At 35.9% G+C, this 20885-nt stretch carries 20 protein-coding genes; 10 read left to right on the top strand and 10 right to left on the bottom strand.

Annotated features, from left to right (window positions below; all coding sequences use genetic code 11):
* Window positions 1–19: 19 nt before the first annotated feature.
* Window positions 20–1651: a SulP family inorganic anion transporter gene (locus CSC80_RS07565; RefSeq protein WP_232231345.1), complete on the top strand. Its 1632-nt coding sequence runs from the start codon at window positions 20–22 to the stop codon at window positions 1649–1651.
* 23 nt (window positions 1652–1674) lie between these two features.
* Here CSC80_RS07565 and CSC80_RS07570 read toward each other — a convergent pair whose 3' ends face one another.
* The gene (locus tag CSC80_RS07570; protein ID WP_143751728.1) at window positions 1675–1926 is read right to left on the bottom strand and encodes a hypothetical protein; all 252 of its coding nucleotides are present in this window, start codon (window positions 1924–1926) and stop codon (window positions 1675–1677) included.
* Window positions 1927–2086: 160 nt separating this feature from the next.
* On the opposite strand from CSC80_RS07570, the gene CSC80_RS07575 reads away from it, so the two are divergent.
* Complete coding sequence (locus CSC80_RS07575) at window positions 2087–3190, top strand: lactonase family protein (protein ID WP_099190807.1); 1104 nt, start codon at window positions 2087–2089, stop codon at window positions 3188–3190.
* Here the strand turns inward: CSC80_RS07575 and trxA are convergent.
* The 5 genes from trxA to CSC80_RS07600 form a co-directional block, all read right to left on the bottom strand.
* A complete protein-coding gene (gene trxA, locus CSC80_RS07580) occupies window positions 3187–3483 on the bottom strand; it encodes a thioredoxin (RefSeq protein WP_074670481.1) in 297 nt (98 codons plus the stop codon). The genes CSC80_RS07575 and trxA overlap by 4 nt on opposite strands.
* A gap of 35 nt (window positions 3484–3518) precedes the next feature.
* Window positions 3519–4208, bottom strand: a complete 690-nt coding sequence (locus tag CSC80_RS07585) for a DsbA family oxidoreductase (protein ID WP_099190809.1) — start codon at window positions 4206–4208, stop codon at window positions 3519–3521.
* Window positions 4209–4346: 138 nt separating this feature from the next.
* Window positions 4347–4826 (bottom strand): cytochrome c, encoded by a 480-nt coding sequence (locus CSC80_RS07590; RefSeq protein ID WP_058104799.1) that lies wholly within the window; start codon window positions 4824–4826, stop codon window positions 4347–4349.
* 170 nt (window positions 4827–4996) lie between these two features.
* A complete protein-coding gene (locus tag CSC80_RS07595) occupies window positions 4997–5959 on the bottom strand; it encodes an alpha/beta fold hydrolase (RefSeq protein WP_099190811.1) in 963 nt (320 codons plus the stop codon).
* A 9-nt stretch (window positions 5960–5968) separates the two neighbouring features.
* Complete coding sequence (locus CSC80_RS07600; RefSeq protein ID WP_071340610.1) at window positions 5969–6943, bottom strand: nitronate monooxygenase; 975 nt, start codon at window positions 6941–6943, stop codon at window positions 5969–5971.
* 122 nt (window positions 6944–7065) lie between these two features.
* Here CSC80_RS07600 and CSC80_RS07605 point away from each other — a divergent pair, with 122 nt between their 5' ends.
* Both CSC80_RS07605 and CSC80_RS07610 read left to right on the top strand, forming a co-directional pair.
* Window positions 7066–7539 (top strand): acyl-CoA thioesterase, encoded by a 474-nt coding sequence (locus CSC80_RS07605; RefSeq protein WP_099190813.1) that lies wholly within the window; start codon window positions 7066–7068, stop codon window positions 7537–7539.
* 108 nt (window positions 7540–7647) lie between these two features.
* Window positions 7648–8265, top strand: coding sequence for a GntR family transcriptional regulator (locus tag CSC80_RS07610; RefSeq protein ID WP_099190815.1), 618 nt, complete (start codon window positions 7648–7650; stop codon window positions 8263–8265).
* Here the strand turns inward: CSC80_RS07610 and CSC80_RS07615 are convergent.
* Both CSC80_RS07615 and CSC80_RS07620 read right to left on the bottom strand, forming a co-directional pair.
* Window positions 8262–9167 (bottom strand): DMT family transporter, encoded by a 906-nt coding sequence (locus CSC80_RS07615; protein WP_074670470.1) that lies wholly within the window; start codon window positions 9165–9167, stop codon window positions 8262–8264. The genes CSC80_RS07610 and CSC80_RS07615 overlap by 4 nt on opposite strands.
* A complete protein-coding gene (locus CSC80_RS07620; protein ID WP_099190817.1) occupies window positions 9164–9517 on the bottom strand; it encodes an ArsC/Spx/MgsR family protein in 354 nt (117 codons plus the stop codon). Before CSC80_RS07620 ends, CSC80_RS07615 begins: the two co-directional genes overlap by 4 nt.
* A gap of 118 nt (window positions 9518–9635) precedes the next feature.
* On the opposite strand from CSC80_RS07620, the gene CSC80_RS07625 reads away from it, so the two are divergent.
* Window positions 9636–10100 (top strand): DinB family protein, encoded by a 465-nt coding sequence (locus tag CSC80_RS07625; RefSeq protein WP_236973340.1) that lies wholly within the window; start codon window positions 9636–9638, stop codon window positions 10098–10100.
* A 2-nt stretch (window positions 10101–10102) separates the two neighbouring features.
* Here the strand turns inward: CSC80_RS07625 and CSC80_RS07630 are convergent, their stop codons facing one another.
* Window positions 10103–10840, bottom strand: a complete 738-nt coding sequence (locus CSC80_RS07630; protein WP_099191458.1) for a DUF3298 and DUF4163 domain-containing protein — start codon at window positions 10838–10840, stop codon at window positions 10103–10105.
* Between the two features lie 84 nt (window positions 10841–10924).
* On the opposite strand from CSC80_RS07630, the gene CSC80_RS07635 reads away from it, so the two are divergent.
* From CSC80_RS07635 to CSC80_RS07650, 4 genes are all read left to right on the top strand, one after another.
* Window positions 10925–12079, top strand: coding sequence for a cystathionine gamma-synthase (locus tag CSC80_RS07635; RefSeq protein WP_099190819.1), 1155 nt, complete (start codon window positions 10925–10927; stop codon window positions 12077–12079).
* Window positions 12080–12239: 160 nt separating this feature from the next.
* Entirely contained in the window at window positions 12240–13583 is a 1344-nt protein-coding gene (gdhA, locus tag CSC80_RS07640; RefSeq protein ID WP_091608353.1) for an NADP-specific glutamate dehydrogenase, read from the top strand.
* 119 nt (window positions 13584–13702) lie between these two features.
* Window positions 13703–14431 carry a DNA repair protein RecO gene (gene recO, locus CSC80_RS07645; RefSeq protein WP_099190821.1) on the top strand — a complete coding sequence of 243 codons (729 nt, stop codon included), beginning with the start codon at window positions 13703–13705 and terminating at the stop codon, window positions 14429–14431.
* Window positions 14424–16835, top strand: coding sequence for a TonB-dependent receptor (locus CSC80_RS07650; protein ID WP_236973341.1), 2412 nt, complete (start codon window positions 14424–14426; stop codon window positions 16833–16835). The genes recO and CSC80_RS07650 overlap by 8 nt, the downstream gene beginning before the upstream one ends.
* Window positions 16836–16890: 55 nt before the next feature.
* On the opposite strand, the gene CSC80_RS07655 is transcribed toward CSC80_RS07650, so the two are convergent.
* Entirely contained in the window at window positions 16891–17295 is a 405-nt protein-coding gene (locus tag CSC80_RS07655) for a hypothetical protein (RefSeq protein ID WP_099190825.1), read from the bottom strand.
* A gap of 188 nt (window positions 17296–17483) precedes the next feature.
* Between CSC80_RS07655 and ileS the strand changes: the two genes are divergently transcribed.
* On the top strand, window positions 17484–20882 hold the full coding sequence (gene ileS, locus CSC80_RS07660; RefSeq protein WP_099190827.1) for an isoleucine--tRNA ligase: 3399 nt from the start codon (window positions 17484–17486) through the stop codon (window positions 20880–20882).
* The last annotated feature ends 3 nt before the right edge of the window (window positions 20883–20885 follow it).

The following is a 20885-nucleotide window of genomic DNA, read 5'->3' on the forward strand; positions in this document are numbered from 1 at the left end:
GCCCTTTAAATGATAGAGCATGCAGAAGTACCTTAATATATTCGATTTTAAACAGAAGGTAGACTATAAAAATGAAATCTTAGCAGGATTAACGGTTGCAATGACAATGATTCCTGAGTCATTGATGTTTGCAATTCTTGCAGGATTTTCTCCCTTGGTAGGTTTGTACGGGGCATTTATTATGGGCTTGGTCACATCTATTTTTGGAGGAAGACCCGGACTAATTTCTGGTGGCGCGGGTGCAACTGTGGTAGTACTTATGGCCTTAATGAATTCCCACGGACTAGAATATGTTTTTGGGGCGGTTGCTTTGGCAGGTGTTATTCAAATGATAATTGGCTTTTTAAAGCTCGGTAAATTTATTCGTCTAGTGCCACAGCCTGTAATGTTCGGGTTTGTTAATGGTTTGGCCATCATTATTTTTATGGCCCAGATGGATCAATTTAAAGTAGGTGTGGGCGATGCTGCGGTTTGGCTTACGGGACCTGCAATGTATACCATGTTAGGTTTGGTGTTATTTACAATTGCAATAATTGTTTTTGTTCCAAAGCTTACAAAGGCGGTACCGGCATCTTTAATTGGAATTATTGTTGTGTTTTTAATAGTATATTTTTTCAATATTGATACCAAGCAGGTAGTTGATATCATTAATCAAGATACATTACCAGGAGAAGAACTAAAGTCGCTTAGTGGAACATTACCTACTTTTCACATACCGCAAATTCCATTTACGTTTGAGGATTTCAAAATTATTTTGCCTTATGGGTTAATAATGGCTGCAGTTGGTTTAACCGAAGGGCTGCTAACTTTAAACTTGGTAGATGAAATTACAGGTACAAAAGGTAATAGTAACAGAGAATGTGTTGCGCAAGGTGGTGCCAATATATTAAACGGTTTCTTTGGTGGAATGGGTGGTTGTCCAATGATAGCGCAAACATTGGTTAACCTATCTGCAGGTTCTAGGGCAAGGTTGTCTGGTATAATTGCTTCGTTGACCATATTGTTGATCATACTTTTTGGCGCGCCGGTAATAGAACTTGTTCCAATAGCTGCATTGGTTGGGGTTATGGTAATGGTTTCAGTGGGTACGTTTGAATGGGCAAGTTTCAAAGCATTGAGAAGAATGCCTAAATCAGATATTTTTGTAATGATATTGGTTACCTTGATTACGGTGTTTTTGCACAATTTAGCATTAGCGGTATTAATAGGTGTTATTATTTCTGCACTGGTATTCGCTTGGGAAAGTGCCAAAAGAATTAGAGCTAGAAAACACATAGATGAAAACGGAGTAAAACATTATGAAATTTATGGCCCGTTATTCTTTGGTTCTACAACCCTTTTCAATGAAAAATTTGATGTTCAAGGTGATCCAGACCATATTATTATAGATTTTAAGGAAAGCCGTGTTTCTGATATGAGTGGTATAGAGGCATTGAACAAAATTACAGAACGCTACGCCCAAGTAGGTAAGAAAGTTTTATTGCGCCATTTGAGTAAGGACTGTATTCGCTTATTAGCAAATGCAGATGATATTATAGACGTAAATGTAATGGAAGATCCTACGTATAAAGTAATGGTTGATAAACCTCTGGCTAAGAAAAAGGATAAGGATCCGGAAACCCAAAACCCTTTTAAATTATGGGGTTTGTAGAAATCGTGATTTAAGTTACTGGTCTACCCATAATAGAATATGGCATAAAAAGTACCCAAAACGATAGCAAAAGAAATGAGGTAGATTCCTATTTCTTGTATGCTATCTTTTTTTGCTTGCGCTCTAATTTTATTTCGTACAATTTTACGCTCAATATCAGTGAGTTCTTTAAAATGTAATTTTGTTGCCTGGGCATGGTTTACATAATCTTTACGCAATTCTCTAAAGCTTCTACTTTTTTTAAGTAATGCTCTATTTGCTTTTATTACCTTCATAGGTTGTCCGCTGTACCCCATTGTCTTCTCTTTCTTATATGTAGATAAAATTCGATTTTTGTTACATATAGCTGAATAAATCTTAATGATTTTACAATTCTTTTATATTTTTGGCAAAATTTATACAGTATCTTGCCTTTTGGCCATTTAATTAAAGTTTATGAAATATAGTATCGGATTTTTGTTGGGCGTATTAGGTTTGATTGTGGTAAACAGTTGTAAGATGGAAAAATCAGAAAATGAAGAAGTTCTTTTTGTGGGAACATATACAGATAATGGAAGTGAAGGTATTTATACATTCAATTTAAATACTGATACAGGTGAATTGACGAACAAATCATTAACAGCGAAAATTAAGAATCCTTCTTATATAGCGTTTTCACCAGATAGAAATTCCTTATACGCAGTTAGCGAGGTAGACGATTATAAAAAAGATGAAGGTTCAATTACCACCTTTAGTGTAAAAGATACTACACTAATTAAGGTTAGCGAGCAATCTACTTATGGTGCCAACCCGTGTTATGTTGGTGTAGATGCAACTGGAAGGTTAGTTGCCGTTGCAAATTACACAGGAGGCAATGTGGCGGTATATAATACATTGGAAAATGGTGATTTAAGGAACGATCCTCAAATAATAGATCATAAAATTTTAGACTCGACCAAAACGGCACATGCTCACATGGCAATGTTCTTAAATGATAAGTTGGTCGTGACTGATTTGGGTCTTGATAAGATCAGGATATATAGCGAAACAGAAGAAAAGTTTGATTCTAGTGAGCAAGAAGAATTAGTCGTTGCCGAAGGTGCTGGTCCAAGGCACTTTGTAACGTCTAAAAATGGAAATTTTCTTTATGTCATCAATGAGTTGAATTCAACGATAACTGTTTTTAAAGATGTTTCAGGGCAATTCGTTGAATTGGACACATATAATACTGTTGATGCTACTTTTAAAGGGGAAAGTTATTGTGCGGATATTCATTTATCACCCGATGGTAAATTTCTGTATGGTACAAACAGAGGTGAGAACACCGTAGTTATATTTCAAGTAAATGAAACTACGGGTAAACTAAAGTTAGTAGGTAGGGAACCTGTAAAAGGAGATTGGCCTAGAAATTTTGTTTTAGATCCTTCTGATAAATATGTACTGGTGGCAAATCAACGAAGCAACAATATTGTTGTTTTTAGTAGAGATGAAAAAAATGGAACCCTAACTTTTGTAAGCCAAGTTGATTTGCCCAGTCCCGTATGTTTAAAATTCTTTTAATTAGATTTTATTATTTGCAATAAATCATTCTTTGGTATAACTCCAGATTGTCTCCATACCTGTTTGCCGTTTTTAAATAGGATCATGGTTGGCACACCTCTTACTTGATATTTAGATGCTAAGGTCTGATTTTTATCTACATCGATCTTTACGACCTTAATATCGTCACCCAAATCTTCCTTCACATCTTTAAGAATAGGGGCAAGAGTTTTGCATGGTCCGCACCAGTCTGCAAAAAAGTCTACTAATACTGGAGTTTCCCCACCAATGATATCAGAAAATGATGCTTTCATATCTTTAAGTTTTAATAATTAAATACTGTTTTAAATTAGCAAATTCCGGTATTAGGGTCGCAACTATCACCGTTAGCTATGATTTTTAGAGGAGCAATTTGTTTAAAGGCTTCTAAAAATGCTTCTGGGGGTTGAGCTCCACTAATGCCATATTTATCGTTGATAATAAAAAAAGGAACACTGTTTACACCACGTTGTTGGTAGTGAGCTATTTCTTGTTTTACCGCATAAGCAATAGAGTCATCATTTATAATACGATTTGTTTTTTCTGCAGTCCAATCATATTCTGCCATAATATTGCTCAGAACGTCAACATCGTTCAAATGAAGGTTTTCGTCAAAGTAAGCTCTCATCAACCGTTCTTTCAAAGCATCTTTAAACCCTTCTTCTCCTGCTACATGTAAAAGCTGATGTAATGGCAAGGTGTTAACCGCTAACCACTCTTTTCCGAAGTTAAAATTAATACCTTCTGCTTTACCACTTTCTTCTAAGCGTTTGGTCATTTCCATGGGTCCGTCTAAACTTCCAAATTTATTGGTGAGATAGGTATCTCTATCCAGACCTTCTTTTGGTATATTGGGATCTAACTGAAAAGGATGCCATTCTACTTCAATTTCGGTACCATCCCATTGTTTAATTGCACTTTCTAATCGCTTCTTACCTACATAACACCAAGGGCAGGCTACATCAGAAACTATATCTATTTTTATTTTATCGTTTTTCATATGTCTTTCAATTTTACTACATCTAATTGGTCGTAAATGGATGGCAAAACCTACATGTATTATGTTCTAATGTATTTTAAAAAAGAAAGCCCTTTCAAAATTTTGAAAGGGCTTTCGGTATATTAAGGTTGGCATTTTTTATAACGTACGTAAGTATTCTGCTATATTACGAGCCTCTTCTTCGTTTAAATTCTGATTTAGCATTATGGCATTATTGTATTCTTTCAATAATGCTTTGGCAATAGGGTCTTCTTTTAACATTTTATCCGGATTGATGATCATGTTCATAACCCACTCAGGACTTCTACGCTCGTAAACCCCTTTTAACGCAGGTCCAATCATACGTTGTTCTGCCATATGGCAAGCAGTACAGATAGCTTGAAATTTTTCTTTACCGGCAGCAGCCATATCTTCATTAACAGCATCGTCAAAAGTAACACTGGTTATAGGACCAACACCTTTATTATCTAAATCAACAGGCACACCTTCAGTTGCTGTTTCTTTTTTAGTTTCTTTTTTGGTCCTGTTCATTTCAAAACCTTCTTTTTTCTCTTCCTTCTTTTCACCACAACTCATTATCATGGAGCCAAGAACTAATAAAGTGAATAATTTGCGCATACGTTTACTAAATTTTAAGTGTTGTCTGTAAATTGAGCGACTAATATATGAATTTTTACGTGTCTCAGTACCTTTTTAGAGTAGATGTATGCTTGTTTTTAATCAATAAATGTAACAGGATAACAATTTATTATAGACTTATGATATTTATTGTGAGTACAAGTAAAATATTAGGTGATGCTATCCAAGAATTCTAAAGTGCGTTTTTCTGAGTATGTAAAGTTGTTTTTTCCATAAAAACCCACATGCCCACCATATTTGGGCATTTCTAGAAATATATTCTTGTTGTTTTTAGCAATATTTATGGGATAACAATCTTTACCAAGAAAAGAATCGTTTAAGGCATTGATGATTAGTGTAGGCACTTTTATATATTTTAGAAACTGTAAGCTGCTACTTTGTGTATAGTAGTCCAAGGCATCTTTAAAACCATGTGCTCTACTGGTGTAGATATCATCAAAATCTTTAAGGGTTTTTATATTTTCAATATCGGTATCTGAAATATCATCAGGAAACAATTGCTGTTTTAGCTTCAGTTTTTGTATAAGGTTTCCCTTAAACCTTTTGGCGTATATTGAATTTTTAAACTTTAGTAATTGCTCTAGGGAATCTGCCAATTGGCAGGGTACAGATATAGCAACGGCACCTTTTATGGTCTTAGGGACATCCCTTTTTTCCCCCAAATATTTAAGAAGAAGGTTGCCGCCTAGGCTAAAACCATGTAGATAAATGCTGTGGTATTCATCTAATTGAGTAATATGTGTTATCACCGATCGTAAATCATCTGTAGCGCCAGAATGATATGAGCGGTAGAGTTTATTGGTTGCACCGCTACAGCCTCTTAGGTTTATAGCGCAAACATCATAACCAGCTTTAGACAATATCTTTGCGCTACCTTTTATATAGGCCCTTTCTGAGCTTCCTTCTAATCCATGAATAATAATGACCAGTTTTTTTGAAGGTGTTGAAGCATAGCTCCAATCTAAATCTAAAAAATCTGTATCGGGCAAATCAATACGAATTCGTATTTGCTCTAAATCATTAACTTTTCTAATTAACCCTGCATAAATAGTTGAAATATGCCCATTTTTAAAAAATAATGGCGGGTTATATGAAGAGTGTACTAAGGGCATTTTTAGGTTTTACTTTGGGTATGTTTCTAGAACCTTTATCTGCTCTTCAATAGCATCTTTAAATTCAGTTTTAAGGTTGCTAACCAATTCTGCAACAGATGAAGAATCCTCTATAAGGGCAGAGCCTTGACCTGCGGACCAAATGGTTTTCCATGCTTTCGCTTCGGTATCTAGCTCTTTGCCAAAATCGATTTTTACATCTTTTTTAAGGTCTTCTTCGGTAATACCTGCAGCTTTTAAACTCGCTGCTAAAAAATTGGCATGTACACCAGAAATAGATGCAGTGTAGACTACATCGCTTGCACCGGCATCAATAATCATTTTACGATATTCTGGAGTTGCTTTACTTTCGGTAGTGTTGATAAAACGGGTTCCCATATAGGCTAGGTCCGCACCCATTTGTAAAGCAGAAGCTATGTCTCTACCAGTACTTATACAGCCCGAAAGAAGAATGGTTTTATTAAAGAATTTTTTTATTTCAGCAACAAATGGCATTGGATTCAACGTACCAGCATGTCCACCGGCACCAGCAGCTACAAGAATCAACCCATCTACACCTGCTTCGGCAGCTTTCTGGGCATGTCGTTTTTTAATGACATCATGAAAAACTAAACCGCCGTAACTATGAATGGCGTCAACAACTTGTGAAACAGCACCTAGAGAAGTGATAATCAATGGTACTTTGTGTTTTACGCACAATTTAATGTCAGCTTCTAATCTTGGGTTTGTTGGGTGTACTATTAGGTTAACTCCAAAAGGAGCAGCTTTTTTTCCGGTTTCTTCCTCATAGGTTTTTAATGCAGACTTAATTTCTACTAACCATTCTTCAAAGCCTTCACTGGTTCTTTGGTTCAAGGCAGGGAAAGTACCAACAATTCCATTTTTACAACATTCAATAACCAGTTGTGGACCAGAAATTAAAAACATTGGTGCTGCAACAGCAGGAAGGGACAATTCTTTTATAAAACCAGGTTTATCAGCCATATCGATGTGTTTTAGAACGTAATTTAAAAATAACTATAAAAAACGGTGTTCTTTGTTTCTTAGGTTTCAAAACTATGTTATTTTTATGAAGTATTATGCATGCATAGCAAAAAATTATAAATATGTACTTTAAAGATTTTGAAATAAGATGGAGTGATGTAGATGCAAATAGGCATTTAGCAAACTCGGCATATATTAATTTCATGAGTCATACCCGTATGGCTTTTTTAATTGAACAAGGCTTTGATCATAAGACAATGGCAATTCATGAAATAGGACCAGTAGTTTTTTATGAGCATGTATATTATTTTAAAGAGGCATTTCCTGGTAAGCCTATAAAGGTCTCGTTAGAAATTATGGGTTTAAGCGAAGATGGTAAGTTCTTTGAATTTCATCATAACTTCTATAATCATAAAGGAGAGAATATTGCAAGGTGTGAGATGATGGGTGCTTGGATAGATTTGAAAACCCGAAAACTGACTGGGTTAACAGAAGATTTATTAAATAAATTCAGTGAAATAGAAAAAGGAGAGCATTTCAAAGTGCTTACAAAGGAAGACTCTAGAAAGTTCATGAAAATTCCTAAAAATTTATAGAATTTTCAAGCTTAAATAGTTTATTTTTAGTTGACCGAAACAATTACAGTTGAGTTCCCCCCAAAAAAGCTGTAGTTTTTAACGAACCAATAATTATGTATTTACTTTATGGTTAGCCTACCAGAAGAAATATTTCAAGAAACATACGGGAGGGTAAAAAAATTGATCGTGACCAAAAGATTGGTTCCCGGTCAATTAATAACCGAGCATAGGTTGTCTCATACATTAAATATTAAAGACGATACCATACCGGTAGTATTGTTGCAGTTACGACAAGAAAGTTTGTTGGTGGGTAGTTTAGATAATGGTCTTACTGTAAGAGAATTGTCTGAACAGGAAATTGCGGAAATGTTCGATTGTCGAATGGCAATTGAAACAATGACCGTTAAGCTTTTTACTCAAAATGCTTCTCAATCAAAAATCGACGATTTAAGAAATTTATTGGTCCCCTTTGAAAAAGGACCACAAAATGCATATGTCTTTTATAAAATTGACAGATATTTTCATGAGTTTATTGCCAGAAATTGTGGAAATAGAACATTGTATGAATTGTTTAAATCTGCAAAAATTTTACCTTTTATGGATTTAGTGGGGTTAAATAGACCTCTAAAAACAATTATGCAAGAACATTTGGACATAGTATCTGCCATGCATCAACGAGATGAGGAAAAAGCGGTAAGGAGTATAGCCGTTCATCTAGAAAACAGTAAGAGGTCACACCTTTAATATTCTTGAAGTTGTTGTTTTTTTGGTTTTTTACTGGATAGATAAACTCCAAGCAGTACAAAACATGCGGCAACAATTTTTACGGTAGTAATAGTATCTTGTCCAGTAAGTACCGCATAAGCAATACCCACCAAAGGTTGTACGTATACAAAGGCACTTAAGGTTGATGCCTTTAATTGCGTTAGGGCAAATATGTTAAATAGATACGTACAAAAGGTAGTTCCTAAAATAACGAAGCCAATACCAAAATATGCTTCAAAAGGCAGTGTGCTCCACGAAATATCCATAAATTCTTCAAAACCGAACGGTAGACATATTAGTACCCCTAATGAGAAGAGCCACTTCATAAAGGTAAATGGGTGATATTTACTAATAAGCACTTTTACCAATACAAGATAAGAGCCATAAAACATAGAGTTCAGAAAAATCAAAAAATTGCCTAATGGAATATTAGGTGCATCTTGTCTAACTTCTGTAGCAAATAAGATTAGCCCTAAGGCACCTAGCAATCCTATTACAATGCCAATAACTTTTCTGGCAGATATTTTTTCCTTTAAAATGATGGCTGATAAAATCAGTACTATAATTGGTGAAGTGGTAATGAGTACTGAACTATTAATGGGAGTTGAAAGTGATAATCCTTTAAAAAATACTAACATATTCATTGCCATGCCCAAAAGTGCACAGATGAGCATGCGTACATAATCTTTTGGATCAATACGTTCTTTTGGTCCTAATGGAGAAATCAGCCAAAATAAAATGGCAGCACCTAAAACTCTTAAAATAATAAAACCAAAAGGTTGTACATAATGGGGCATTACCCCCTTTGCAATCGTATGGTTCAATGCATAAATAGTGGTGGCACCAATGGCTGCAAGTATAGCTAGTAATCGCTTGTTCACGAATGTATTGCCTTTTTAGCGGCTTCAACCACTTTTTTACTGTTACCAATAAAAATTTGGTCGTCTACAATGATCACAGGTCTTTTTAGAAAAGTATATTGTTCTAGAATTAGACTTTTAAAGTCATCTTCTGAGAGCTCTTGTTCTTTTAAATTTCTCTCACGGTATAATACCGCTCTTTTGCTAAATAATGCTTCGTAGCTGTTTGATAAGCTGTGCATTTGCTCTAATTGGTCATTAGTTATAGGCTGGGTTTTTATATCCTGCAGTTCAAAATCATTAAGGGGTTGTAAGTCTTTAATAATGCGTTGGCACGTAGAACAAGTGCTTAAGTGATATATTTTTTTCATTTTAATGCGAGGCTTACTGGTAAGCAGTATTTAATATTGTTTTCAATAAAGGCTTTGGTACTACAAAGAAACCCAAATAACATTAATTGTGCTATTTTTACTGGGTATTAAATGTGAAATGATGACAGAGAATATTTTTCAGGTAATGTTGCAGAATCGTAGAAACTTACATGCGATATTGACAAAAACATCAAAAGATAAACTATTAAAAATTCCGAAAGGATTTAATAATAATGTGTATTGGAATATAGCCCATACCGTGATTACTCAACAGATTCTGATTTATAAGTTCAGTGGACTTCAAATGCGCGTGCCAGATAATTTAGTGGATAAGTTCATGAAAGGTACAGTGCCCGATGGCACAGCTTCTGATGAAGAGATGATGGTGATTGCAGATTTCTTGATATCTACGGCAGAATGGCTTATAGAAGATTATAATACGGAGCTATTTAAAACTTTTAAAGAGTATACCACGAGTGCAAGGGTGACACTGAAAAATGTTGATGATGCCATAGCTTTTAATTTATTTCATGAAGGGCTACATATAGGGCAAATATCATTGTTGTTAAAACATTTGGCCTAGGGTTACTTGGGGTATTTTAAATAGAGATTTGCCTTGCTAAATGGAATCAACAAGGTTATTGGTCCGTCGGCAAAAGAAGCTATTTCGTAAGGTTCGTAAAACAATAACAGTCCGTCTTCTGTATAACCTATATTCGTAGGCAGGTAAAATTGTTCAGTTTCGAACATGAATCCCGTACTGTTTATGGAACCTTCCATTGGGATATTTTCTTGTTTACGAAAGAGCGATTCTGCAAAATGGGTGAATTTATCTAAGTCATGAAATAGATTTTCTTGATATAATTCCGCACCTTCCAGTTTGTTGAAATTCAAAAATCTGTTGGTGCCATAGCCATGTGCCCCACCGGTATAGATATAAGAAATAAGATTAATGGTAATAAGCGTGTCATTCTCAAAAGAGATGGCACCTTCAATTGTTGCCTCCCAAGGAATTGATTCTTCCAAAAACTTGTTGCTTAACTCCTCATAATCTTTCAAGAAAGCATTTTTTGCTTCAATTAAATTTGTTGCATCGCTCTCTTCATCAAAATTTAATAGGGCTATAATTTCACCTTCCAAAGCAGCATTAATAGTTTTGCTAAGTTTTGTGTTCGCTGTCGCATGTGGTATTTCTATCTTGACTTTAGTGCAATTCTCGCAAGAATCGGTAGAAACGGTATAGGGTTCAAAGGGTAGATGGTTTTTATTGTTACAGGCAATAAGTAGCAGACCAAAAAGCAGGAACGAAAGCGTAGATTTCATGTAAAAGTTAGATTTCATGTAAAAATACACCATCATTGTATTCCCCAAAAGATAACGATACATTTGTATGGTAAATACTTTACTATGGCCTCCAAAGACTTAAAATTTAACACCAAGACCATACATGGTGGTCAAAAACCCGATGCAGGTTATGGAGCGGTAATGCCTCCAATATATCAAACCTCAACTTATGCGCAAACTACACCTGGAGGGCATAAGGGGTATGAGTATTCACGAAGTGCAAACCCTACAAGAACGGCTTTAGAAAATTCATTGGCAAGTATTGAAGGGGGTACTCATGGTATGGCATTTGGCAGCGGATTGGCAGCGATAGATGCAGTTATAAAGTTGTTACAACCTGGTGATGAAGTAATTTCTACAAACGACCTTTATGGAGGATCATATAGAATTTTTAAGCGGATATTTGAAAAATTCGGAATAGTTTTTCATTTCGTAGGTATGCAGGGGGCAAATGCCGTTCAAGAAAAAATTAACTCGAAGACAAAATTGATTTGGGTAGAGACGCCTACAAACCCAATGATGAATATTATCGATATTAAGGCTATAGCATCTTTAACCATTGATAAGGATATTCTGTTGGCGGTAGACAATACCTTTGCGACCCCGTATTTGCAAAAACCGTTAGAACTGGGGGCAGATATTGTAATGCATTCGGCAACCAAATATTTGGGTGGACATAGCGATACGGTTGTAGGAGCGTTGGTGGTTAAGGACCAAGAATTAGCGGATAGATTGTACTTTATACAAAATGCCAGTGGAGCGGTTTGTGGACCAATGGATAGTTTTTTGGTGTTAAGGGGAATTAAGACTTTGCATGTGCGTATGCAGCGTCATTGTGAAAATGGAAAAGCAATTGCCGAGTTCTTGTACAATAATGCAAAAATTGAGAAAGTATATTGGCCAGGTTTTGAACATCATCCCAATCATAAGATCGCAAAAGAACAAATGAATGATTTTGGGGGAATGATTTCTTTTGTGCCTAAAGGCGGTAGTTATGAAGAGGCAATAAAGATCGTGGAAAGGTTACGGGTATTCACATTGGCCGAATCGTTAGGTGGTGTTGAAAGTTTGGTTGGTCACCCTGCGAGTATGACCCATGCAAGTATTCCGAAAGAAGAACGACTAAAGAGCGGCATCGTAGATGCTTTGATAAGATTAAGCGTTGGTATAGAAGATGTTGATGATTTAATTGCAGATTTAGATCAAGCGATAGCATAATGGCCTAAATGTTAAATTAAATGCAGTAAGTTGAGGTAGTTTGTTGCTAAAACAACAAATTTTATCGAATTTTAAAAAAATAAGCAATCAAATTACACAAATAGCATAATTTTGCCGTTATATTTTGAAATCAATAATTTAAATTAGTTCAAATAGCTTTATGGAAAATAAAATTAAAGCATTTATGGATGAGGTTATTGCCAGAAATGGTCACGAACCAGAATTCATTCAAGCAGTTCAAGAAGTTGCAGAAACAGTAATACCATATATTGCAAAGCACGAAATTTATAATGGTAAAAACATTCTTTTAAGAATGGTTGAACCAGAGCGTTTGGTTTCGTTTAGGGTTGCATGGGTAGATGATGATGGTGAGATACATGTAAACCGTGGATATAGAATTCAAATGAATTCTGCTATTGGACCATACAAAGGTGGTTTACGTTTTCATCCAACGGTAAATGCTAGTATCCTTAAATTCTTGGCTTTTGAGCAAGTATTTAAAAATAGCCTTACAACCCTGCCAATGGGCGGTGGTAAAGGTGGTTCTGATTTTGACCCGAAAGGGAAATCTGATGATGAAGTAATGCGTTTTTGTCATGCTTTCATGTTAGAATTAAATCGTCATATTGGTCCAAATACAGATGTACCTGCCGGTGATATAGGCGTGGGTGCACGTGAAATTGGTTTCCTTTTTGGTATGTACAAAAAGATACGTAATGAGTTTACTGGAGTTTTAACCGGTAAAGGTCTTTCTTGGGGTGGTTCTAAAATTAGACCAGAAGCTACAGGGTATGGTACCGTGTACTTTGCTCAAAGTATGTTGAAGACCAAAAATGAAAGCTTTGATGGTAAGACTGTGGTAATTTCAGGTTCAGGAAATGTTGCTCAGTATGCAGCGGAGAAAGCAATTCTTCTAGGTGCAAAAGTGGTGACCCTTTCAGATTCTAGCGGATATATCTATGATAAAGATGGTCTTAACGACGAAAAGCTTGCTTTTGTAATGGATCTAAAGAATAATAGAAGAGGTCGTATATCTGAATATGCAGATAAATATGCTTCTGCAGAATTTTTTGCCGGCGAAACGCCTTGGAACGTCAAATGTGATATTGCCTTGCCATGTGCAACTCAGAACGAGTTGGACCAGCAAGATGCAAAAAACCTATTAAAGAATGGTTGTATATGTGTTGCGGAAGGTGCTAATATGCCTTGTAATGCAGATGCGGTTCATGAATTCAACAATGCAAAAATTTTGTTTGCACCTGGTAAAGCATCAAACGCTGGTGGTGTTGCAACGTCTGGTTTAGAAATGTCTCAGAATTCATTAAGAATAAGCTGGACTCGTGAAGAGGTAGATGAGCGTTTAAAGGATATTATGGAAGATATTCATGATTCTTGTATTGAATTCGGTAAAGAGGAAGATGGTTTCTGTAACTACGTAAAAGGAGCCAATATTGCTGGTTTCGTAAAAGTAGCCGATGCTATGTTAGCTCAAGGTGTAATCTAGGTTACTACCGTAAAGTATAAATTTTATAATGCGAGAACTTAGTTGGGTTCTCGCATTTTTTTATGCATTTCATTTACCAAATACCAAACAACTATCTTTGTTGTAATAGATGTTTTAAAATGCAGGTAACTACCAAGGCTATAATATTTTCTGCGATAAAATATGGCGACACCAGCCTTATTGTTAAAGCTTTTACGGCATCGGACGGAATTAAATCATATTTGTTGAGAGGAGTCCTATCTTCTAAAAAAGGTAAATTAAAGACAGCATATTTTCAGCCGTTGACCCAACTGGAAATCGTTGCCAACCACAAGAACAAAGGTAGTTTAGAGATGCTCAAAGAGGCTAAGGTTTTTTATCATTACCAAAGCTTATATGCAGATATGGCAAAAAATGCAATGACTTTGTTTTTAGCGGAATTGCTGGGGAACAGCATACGGGAAGAAGAAAGAAACGAAGAATTATTTGAGTTTTTAGAGGCATCTCTACAGTGGTTGGATATGCATAGGAATGTTGCAAATTTTCATCTGTATTTTATGTTGTCACTAACAAGGTTTTTAGGATTTTACCCAGATGTATATCAGATAGATAAGCCTTATTTTGATCTTTTGGAGGGTGAGTTTGCCGAAAAAGAATCATTAAACCCCAATCTAAAAGGTGAAAATATTTATTTTTTCAAATCCTTCTTAGGCACAAATTTTGATGCAATTCATACCATAAAAATGAACAAAACCAATCGCCAGGAATTATTGAAATCCTTAATACTTTACTTTGAATTACATTTACAGGGATTTAGAAAACCGAAGTCGCTTGCCGTTTTAAATGAAGTATTTAATACGTATGTCTAAGTATCTAATTATTGCACTTTTATTGTTTAGTTGTTTTGGTAATGCGCAAAAAATAACTGTTTTAGATGGAGACAGTGAAGAGCAAATTTCCAATGTAGCCGTATTTAATAAAGATAAATCAAAAATTGCCTTGACCGATTTTGATGGGGTATTCAATGCTTCAGTATTCGGTTATAAAGAACGTATTACGTTAAAGCATGTTGGTTATCAAGAGTTCAATACCACAAAACAACAGCTTCAACGACAAGGGAATAGAGTGTACTTGGTTATGAAAGCCCAAGAATTAGATGAAGTAGTTATGTCCGTTTCTAAATGGGAGCAGCAAAAGAGAGATATTCCCAATAAAATTATTTCATTAGATGCACGTTCCATTACATTTACCACGCCCCAAACTTCTGCAGACTTACTTCAAAACAGCGGTAAGGTGTTTGTGCAAAAAAGTCAGTTAGGTGGTGGTAGCCCTATGATTAGGGGTTTTGCTACCAATAGATTGTTATTGTCTGTTGATGGTGTTAGAATGAACAATGCTATTTTTAGAGGAGGAAACGTGCAAAATGTAATATCTATAGATCCTTATACCATAAAGAATACCGAAGTCATTTTTGGACCGGGCTCTGTAATTTATGGAAGTGATGCCATTGGAGGGGTAATGAATTTTTACACGAACAAACCAATGTTGTCTGAAAGCGACAGTCTATTGGTTAGCGGAAAAGCAAATTATAGATTTTCATCGGCCAATAATGAAAATACGCTTCATGCAGATGTCAACTTAGGACTGAATAAATGGGCATCGTTCACTAGTATGACATATAACAATTTTCAAGATTTGAGAATGGGATCACATGGTCCTGATTCATATTTGCGAAACAACTATGTACAAACGGTAAACGGTGTAGATGAGCTGGTAGAAAACCGTAATCCTAAAAAACAGGTAACTACGGGTTATGATCAAATTAATATGATGCAGAAATTCTTATTCAAGCCTAATTCTAAATGGGATTTGAATTTGGGTGCATATTATAGTGAAACATCCAACTATTCTAGGTATGACCGGTTGATTAGGCCAACAAGTGATGGTCTAGGCTTGCGTTCGGCCGAATGGTATTATGGTCCTCAAAAGTGGTTTATGGGTAATGCCCAGCTGCTAAAAAAAGGAAACGGAAAAGTGTATGATGGTTTAAAACTTGGTATGGCCTATCAATTTTTTGAGGAAAGTAGAATTAATAGGGATTTTCAAGACGATATAAGAAATACTACAAAAGAACAAGTAGATGCGTATAATTTCAACGTAGATTTCGAGAATAAAAAAATTGGTGATTTTAAACTTTATTATGGTAGTGAATATATTTATAACAAAGTAAGATCCAATGGTTTTGATCTTAATGTCAGTACCAATGAAAAAACAAATGCCGCATCTAGATATCCAGATGGTTCTTCTTGGCAAAGTTTGGCCGGGTATGTAAATGGCGAATATAAAGCAAAACCGAATTTCACCTTAATGTCCGGTTTAAGGTATAGCCATGTTTGGGTTAATGCTGTTTTTGACGATACGTTTTACAACTTTCCTTTTGAAAAAGCTGACTTAAGTACAGGGGCGTTAACGGGTAGTTTGGGTTTTAGCTGGTTTCCTAGGGCAAACCTTCAGGTTACCTTAAATGGGTCAACAGGTTTTAGGGCTCCCAATATTGACGATGTCGGTAAAATATTTGATTCCGAACCAGGTTCGGTGGTTGTGCCAAATCCAGATTTAGAGCCAGAATATGCGTATAATGCCGAAATAGGTGTTCAGCGTAATATCAATGATAAGATTATTCTTAAAGGTGCTGCCTACTACACCTATTTGGTTGATGCTTTGGTTAGAAGGGATTTTAGCTATAATGGTATTTCTGAGATAATGTATGGTGGTGAGCTCAGTAATGTGCAGGCTATACAAAATGCGGCAAAAGCTTACGTTTATGGTTTTGAATTTGGGTTGGAAGCGTACTTGTCAGAACAATGGTCATTATCATCTAATTTAACCTTAACCGAAGGTGTAGAAGAGGAAGATGATGGTACTGAAACAGCGGCTAGACATGCGGCACCTACTTTTGGTGATTTTCATATTGTTTGGAAAAACCAAAGAATTCGTACAGATCTATTCGTAAATTATAATGGAGAAGTGGCATATGACGATCTTGCAATGTCAGAACAAGAAAAAGATTATATCTATGCAATTGATGAAAATGGTAATCCGTTTTCACCATCGTGGTACACATTGAATTTTCGTTCGCAATACGATGTTTCCCGTACTATTAAGATAACCACTAATGTGGAAAATTTTACGGACCAGCGTTATAGAACATATTCGTCTGGTATTGTGGCTCCTGGTATTAATGTTATTTTGGGTCTAGGATATTATTTTTGACATAAAAAAGACCCGTAAATTACGGGTCTTTTAAAATTATATAAAAAGGATATGATTAGTGTTTAACCGCCTTTTCAACTTCTGCAGCTTTTTGAGCGGCTTTATCTGCAGCTTCGTTAGCAGCATCTTTTACATCGTTACCCGCTTTTTTTGCAGCATCAACTCCGTCTTGTCCTGCTTTTTTAGCAGCTTCCATACCTTCTTGTCCTGCTTCTTTTACTGATTCAGCAGCATCTTCGGCAGCTTCCATGGCATTCTCGCTTGCTTCTTTAGCAGCATCCATAGCGCCTTCACCAGCTTCTTCCAATTCTTTACCGGCATCTTTTAACTCTTCTCCTGCATTCTCTAATGCAGCTCCAGCTTCTTCAGTTGCAGACTTGGCTTTGTCCGCAGCATCTCTACAAGAAACAGACATACTAAGTGCTAAAATTGCTAATGATCCTAAAATTACTTTTTTCATTTGTGTAAACGTTTAATGGTTAATTGTTCGCAATAATATACGTATAATTTTAACTTTTGGATGTTCAACTTGTTAATAAATGTTCTAAACGGTGGTTTATAAGCATTTCAGTAGGTTCAATACACTCCTTTTTGATCAAAATTTTATAATTTTGCAGCCTTTAAAACCCAGTACTAGAAGCATTTTGTATGAAGTTCGCAGAATATAAAGGATTAAATTTACCAAAGGTAGCAGAAGAAATACTTGACTATTGGTCAGAACATGCCATTTTTGAAAAAAGTATATCAACTCGTGAGGGTAAAGATAGTTATGTATTCTATGAAGGTCCTCCGTCGGCTAACGGAATGCCGGGTATACATCATGTCATGGCTCGTACCATAAAAGATATCTTTCCAAGGTATAAGACCATGAAAGGTTATCAAGTAAAAAGAAAAGCGGGTTGGGATACCCACGGTCTACCGATTGAGTTGGGTGTAGAAAAAGAACTTGGGATTACAAAAGAAGATATTGGGGTAAAAATATCTGTTGAGGAGTATAACGCTGCCTGTAAAAAGGCAGTGATGAGGTACACTGATGTTTGGAACTCAATGACGGAGCAAGTTGGGTATTGGGTTGATATGGAAGACCCTTACATTACCTACAAGTCTAAGTACATGGAGACGGTCTGGTGGTTGTTAAAGCAGATTTATTCAAAAGGCTTAATATACAAGGGATATACCATTCAGCCGTACTCGCCAAAAGCCGGTACGGGATTAAGTTCACATGAACTAAATCAGCCGGGTACCTATCAAGATGTGACGGATACCACGGTTACGGCACAATTTAAAGCAGTAGAAGAAACCTTACCGGATTTTTTACAAAACGAAGGTACTGTCTACTTTTTAGCTTGGACGACGACACCTTGGACATTGCCGTCTAACACTGCGTTAACTGTAGGGCCAAAAATTGATTACGTGTTAGTAGAAACGTATAATCAATATACGTTTGAACCTATGAACGTTATACTTGCCAAGAATTTGGTAGGGAAACAATTTTCGGGTAAATACAATCAGGTGTCGGAGAAATCGGATTTGTTGTCATATGCGTCTGGTGATAAAAAAATTCCTTTTTATGTCGTAAAAGAATTTAAGGGTAAAGACTTATTGAACATTAAGTATGAGCAACTGTTAGATTATGTGTTGCCTTATGAAAATGCAGAAAATGCATTTAGGATAATTGCTGGTGATTTTGTTACAACAGAAGATGGTACAGGTATAGTGCATACAGCTCCAACTTTTGGTGCAGATGATGCTTTTGTAGCAAAACAAGCAGTGCCGGAAATTCCGCCAATGTTGGTATTGGATGAAAACAGTAATTTAGTGCCTCTAGTAGACTTACAGGGAAAATTTAGGCCAGAGCTTAAAGAATTGGGAGGTAAGTATGTTAAAAACGAATATTATGAAGATGGTACCGCACCAGAGCGATCTGTTGATGTTGAGATCGCTATTAAATTAAAAGAAGAAAACAAGGCATTTAAAGTTGAGAAGTATGTGCACAGTTACCCAAACTGTTGGCGTACGGATAAGCCTATTTTGTATTACCCATTAGATTCTTGGTTCATTAAGGTTACTGATGTTAAGGATCAAATGTTTCAATTGAACCAGACGGTCAACTGGAAACCAAAAGCAACTGGTGAAGGTAGATTTGGTAATTGGTTGGCGAATGCGAACGACTGGAATCTGTCAAGGTCAAGGTATTGGGGAATTCCATTACCAATCTGGAGAACTGAAGATGGCAAAGAAGAAATAATTATAGGTTCTGTAGCAGAATTGAAGTCGGAAATGGATAAAGCTCTGGAAGCAGGAGTTTTAGAAAAGGATATTTATGCAGATTTCGTTGTAGACGATATGTCCGATGAGAACTATGATAAAATAGATTTGCATAAGAACATTGTAGATCAAATAACTTTGGTTTCGGCTTCTGGTAAGTCTATGAAACGCGAAAGTGATTTAATAGATGTTTGGTTTGACAGTGGGTCTATGCCGTATGCCCAATGGCATTATCCGTTTGAAAACAAAGAATTAATAGACGAAGGAAAAACGTTCCCAGCAGATTTTATTGCAGAAGGTGTTGATCAAACACGTGGTTGGTTCTACACCTTGCATGCTATTGCAACAATGGTCTTTGATTCGGTTGCATATAAGAATGTAGTGTCCAATGGCTTGGTTTTAGATAAGGAAGGCAAAAAAATGTCCAAAAGATTGGGTAATGCCGTGGATCCGTTCGATACCATGAACGAGCATGGTGCAGATGCTACAAGATGGTACATGATAAGCAATGCAAACCCATGGGATAACCTAAAATTTGACGAGGAAGGTATTGTAGAGGTTAAACGTAAGTTTTTTGGTACCTTATATAATACATATTCTTTCTTTGCACTATATGCAAATCTAGACCAGTTCACATTCTCTGAGGAAGATATTCCTTTGGGCCAACGTACAGAGATCGATCGTTGGATTTTATCTGAACTTAATTCACTGATTAAAGTGGTAGATAGTGCTTATGAGGAGTATGAGCCTACACGTGCGGCAAGGGCTATCTCAGAGTTTGTACAGGAGAATTTAAGTAACTGGTACGTGCGTTTATGTAGAAGACGTTTTTGGAAAGGCGAATATGCTGCAGATAAAATTGCGGCCTATCAAACACTATATACCTGTTTAGATGTGGTGGCAAAGCTTTCTGCGCCTATATCTCCGTTTTTTATGGATAGGCTATATTTAGATTTGAATAAAGCTACGGTTAAAAAAGGTTTTGAAAGTGTGCACTTGGCAGATTTTCCAGTAGCGGATGAATCTGTAATTGATGAAGGTCTAGAGGTGAAAATGCATAAAGCACAAATCATATCATCTCTGGTATTATCAATTCGTCAAAAAGAAAAAATTAAAGTACGCCAACCATTACAAAAAATCATGATTCCTGTTCTTGATGCCAAAGATCGAGAAGAAATAGAGGCGGTTTCAGAATTAATAAAATCTGAAGTTAACGTTAAGGAAATTCAGTTGTTAGATGATGCTTCAGGTATATTGGTAAAACGTATTAAGCCTAATTTCAAGACTTTAGGTCCTAAATTTGGTAAAGAAATGAAGCAAATTGCCCAAGTTGTCAATGCTTTTGAGCAGAATGATATCCAAAAAATTGAGCAAGATGGCGAATTAACAATCCAATTAGAAAATAAAAGTATTACTTTACAGTTACAAGATGTAGAAATATCCTCTCAAGATATTGAAGGGTGGATGGTGGCAACATCAGGTAAATTAACTGTAGCTTTAGATGTTACTATTGATGACAAATTAAGAAATGAAGGTGTTGCAAGAGAACTTGTAAATAGAATTCAGAACATTAGAAAAGATTCAGGTTTTGAAGTAACGGATAAAATTGCGGTTAAAATATTGAAAGATGGTTTTGTTGAAGTAGCTATAGAAGATAATATTGAGTATATTAAAACAGAAACTTTGACGGCCGAATTAAATTTTGAAGAAAAGTTGGATAAAGGCGTTGAAATTGCTTTTGACGAGGTGAACACTAAATTGTTTATTGAAAAACATTAAAAG

Origin of the sequence: Maribacter sp. 6B07 (genome assembly GCF_002700155.1) — a bacterium.
GTDB lineage: Bacteria > Bacteroidota > Bacteroidia > Flavobacteriales > Flavobacteriaceae > Maribacter > Maribacter dokdonensis.

Bases quoted from the DNA above. Each gene is read 5' to 3' on its own strand.
- CSC80_RS07565 (WP_232231345.1), top strand. From the start codon at position 20: ATGCAGAAGTACCTTAATATATTCGATTTTAAACAGAAGGTAGACTAT.
- CSC80_RS07570 (WP_143751728.1), bottom strand. From the start codon at position 1,926: ATGAAGGTAATAAAAGCAAATAGAGCATTACTTAAAAAAAGTAGAAGC.
- CSC80_RS07575 (WP_099190807.1), top strand. From the start codon at position 2,087: ATGAAATATAGTATCGGATTTTTGTTGGGCGTATTAGGTTTGATTGTG.
- trxA (WP_074670481.1), bottom strand. From the start codon at position 3,483: ATGAAAGCATCATTTTCTGATATCATTGGTGGGGAAACTCCAGTATTA.
- CSC80_RS07585 (WP_099190809.1), bottom strand. From the start codon at position 4,208: ATGAAAAACGATAAAATAAAAATAGATATAGTTTCTGATGTAGCCTGC.
- CSC80_RS07590 (WP_058104799.1), bottom strand. From the start codon at position 4,826: ATGCGCAAATTATTCACTTTATTAGTTCTTGGCTCCATGATAATGAGT.
- CSC80_RS07595 (WP_099190811.1), bottom strand. From the start codon at position 5,959: ATGCCCTTAGTACACTCTTCATATAACCCGCCATTATTTTTTAAAAAT.
- CSC80_RS07600 (WP_071340610.1), bottom strand. From the start codon at position 6,943: ATGGCTGATAAACCTGGTTTTATAAAAGAATTGTCCCTTCCTGCTGTT.
- CSC80_RS07605 (WP_099190813.1), top strand. From the start codon at position 7,066: ATGTACTTTAAAGATTTTGAAATAAGATGGAGTGATGTAGATGCAAAT.
- CSC80_RS07610 (WP_099190815.1), top strand. From the start codon at position 7,648: ATGGTTAGCCTACCAGAAGAAATATTTCAAGAAACATACGGGAGGGTA.
- CSC80_RS07620 (WP_099190817.1), bottom strand. From the start codon at position 9,517: ATGAAAAAAATATATCACTTAAGCACTTGTTCTACGTGCCAACGCATT.
- CSC80_RS07625 (WP_236973340.1), top strand. From the start codon at position 9,636: ATGATGACAGAGAATATTTTTCAGGTAATGTTGCAGAATCGTAGAAAC.
- CSC80_RS07630 (WP_099191458.1), bottom strand. From the start codon at position 10,840: ATGAAATCTACGCTTTCGTTCCTGCTTTTTGGTCTGCTACTTATTGCC.
- CSC80_RS07635 (WP_099190819.1), top strand. From the start codon at position 10,925: ATGGCCTCCAAAGACTTAAAATTTAACACCAAGACCATACATGGTGGT.
- gdhA (WP_091608353.1), top strand. From the start codon at position 12,240: ATGGAAAATAAAATTAAAGCATTTATGGATGAGGTTATTGCCAGAAAT.
- recO (WP_099190821.1), top strand. From the start codon at position 13,703: ATGCAGGTAACTACCAAGGCTATAATATTTTCTGCGATAAAATATGGC.
- CSC80_RS07650 (WP_236973341.1), top strand. From the start codon at position 14,424: ATGTCTAAGTATCTAATTATTGCACTTTTATTGTTTAGTTGTTTTGGT.
- CSC80_RS07655 (WP_099190825.1), bottom strand. From the start codon at position 17,295: ATGAAAAAAGTAATTTTAGGATCATTAGCAATTTTAGCACTTAGTATG.
- ileS (WP_099190827.1), top strand. From the start codon at position 17,484: ATGAAGTTCGCAGAATATAAAGGATTAAATTTACCAAAGGTAGCAGAA.